3 protein-coding genes and 2 pseudogenes are annotated in these 1897 nt (G+C 37.4%); all 5 read left to right on the forward strand.

Annotated features, from left to right (window positions below):
- Positions 1-133 (forward strand): annotated as a pseudogene (locus tag ABD915_RS07930) (hypothetical protein); the annotation flags it as partial.
- A gap of 531 nt (positions 134-664) precedes the next feature.
- A pseudogene (locus ABD915_RS07935) lies at positions 665-886 on the forward strand (type VI secretion protein); the annotation flags it as partial.
- Positions 887-943: 57 nt separating this feature from the next.
- Positions 944-1114 carry a hypothetical protein gene (locus ABD915_RS07940; protein WP_345117180.1) on the forward strand — a complete coding sequence of 57 codons (171 nt, stop codon included), beginning with the start codon at positions 944-946 and terminating at the stop codon, positions 1112-1114.
- A gap of 24 nt (positions 1115-1138) precedes the next feature.
- On the forward strand, positions 1139-1468 hold the full coding sequence (locus ABD915_RS07945; protein ID WP_345117182.1) for an EexN family lipoprotein: 330 nt from the start codon (positions 1139-1141) through the stop codon (positions 1466-1468).
- Positions 1469-1824: 356 nt separating this feature from the next.
- On the forward strand, positions 1825-1897 hold a 73-nt coding region (locus tag ABD915_RS10320; protein WP_486303703.1), incomplete at its 3' end, for a MerR family transcriptional regulator.

A 1897-nucleotide genomic window follows, 5' to 3' on the forward strand; every position in this document is an offset into this window, starting at 1 on the left:
CCAGGCAATGCGTCAGAAGGGATATAATGTTGGCGGTGAGGCTTCTGGGCATATCGTGCTTAGCGATTTTGGCACAACTGGCGATGGATTGGTGGCTGCTTTACAGATTTTAGCTTGTATGCAACAAAGCCGCTTTATAGCCTTGGCGGTGAGGTGTTGCTTTGTCATTTGACGGTAATGCTCGTGCTCGCTATGCGAATGGCAAAGGGAAAGCGCCTAGTTTCAAGGTTGAAATTGTTAAATCTTGAGGGCACTAAGGATGAGAACAGCTATACTGATCTAGCTTCTGCATTTGCAGGTGGTGCATGTGCAGCTGGTGGTAGCTCTTTTGCGGCATAAAGAGATGAATAATGCCATTACCAAAGTGGAGGATGATAGTCTTGTTAAGCAGGATAAAGATGCTGATTAAGTATCATTACAAGATTTCTCCTTTAATCATGATTTTGGTGAGCGTTACAGAGAGTTTAAATTGTATGTTGCTTACATGTTACAAATAAAAATATTATACTTTAAACAGTAGAAATTAATTTTTTTTCATTTATGTATTTCAGCAGTTTAATATTAATAACGGAAGGGGGGATTTTCATGTTAAAAATTCATCATCCGTCCATTCATGGACACTCTTTACAAAAATTAACTTTCTCAAACACACAAAAAAATGGTTAACCATAATATGATCTGTTTTGATAAAGCTCGTGGAGCAGAACTCTTTGTGCGCGCTGGCCGTGGCACCTATATGCCGCTGAAAAATGGCAAATCAACAGGGATAGCGCCGCTGAAAGGCTTAGATTATAACAATCCAGCAGATAGAGTGTTTTTACGGTAGTGGATTACCAAACTTGTTTCAGCCGAAGGTCAAACGATGAGTGAAGCAGAAAAACAAGATCATTGAAAAACTTAAAAATGCTAAAACCGCTGCTGAAGTTCAAGACGCTCAAACATAATGAGCAGCTATACACGCAATATTACAAGCAGAAGTCTTGCAAACATAAGCCACTTCTATGATTCTCAACAAACTCAATCTGAAGCTCAAGCTCAAGCTGAAATTATCCGTGCTAGAGAAGAATCTAGTAAACGATACCAAGACTATGCAAAAAAAATCCGTGGTCATTAAATTTATAAAAGAGGAACTTATATCATGAACAAGATCATTATCACAGCATTACTGCTTTGCACTGGAATTGTCGCTGTTGGTTGCGAAAAAACTTACAGCGTAGAAGAATTTAAAAAAAATGAAGAATTAGTAAGAGAGTTTCAATGGAAATGTGGAGCTTCTGATAATTCTAAAAATTGTCAAAATGTGCGACAAGCCGCTAAGGAACTTGATGAAGAACATCGTAAGAAAGCTACAGAAAACTATAATAAAGCTCTCGAGAAAATAAATAAAGAGCGAGCAGAACAAGAAGCAAAAGAGCGTGCTAAAGCCGAACAAAAAGAGAAAGAAGAAGCAGAAAGAAACGCTCAATAGTTGTTTTCACAAAAAAATAACATGGATATTGAATGTTAGCAATAGATTACGTTCCTACATATGGGGATATAGATAAACGTTTCATGAAGACTCTTGGAGATCTAATGAATAAAATCATTAGTAATCTTTCAAGTTCTTTATCCGTTTCCGTTACAGTAGCTGGTACAATTTACATTGCATTTATGGGCTTACATTGCATTTATGGGCGACCTTGACCCATAACCATAACCATAACCATAACGGCTTGTTTTTGTCCTTCTCACGCAGCTCCAAAATCATGATTAAGAAATCATGATTAAAAAGGGGTTTACACAGTTTACTTGTAATCTATTTATATCTATGTAATAATACGTATTATGAATAGATTTGTTGGGATAGGTAAGGCCGCTCAAGCTTTGGGGGTTTCTATTAGCACTCTACGACGTTGGG

Origin of the sequence: Bartonella jaculi (assembly GCF_039543045.1) — a bacterium.
GTDB lineage: Bacteria > Pseudomonadota > Alphaproteobacteria > Rhizobiales > Rhizobiaceae > Bartonella > Bartonella jaculi.

Excerpts from the sequence above, each read along its gene's own strand:
- ABD915_RS07940 (WP_345117180.1), top strand. The coding sequence starts at position 944 with ATGAGCAGCTATACACGCAATATTACAAGCAGAAGTCTTGCAAACATA.
- ABD915_RS07945 (WP_345117182.1), top strand. The coding sequence starts at position 1,139 with ATGAACAAGATCATTATCACAGCATTACTGCTTTGCACTGGAATTGTC.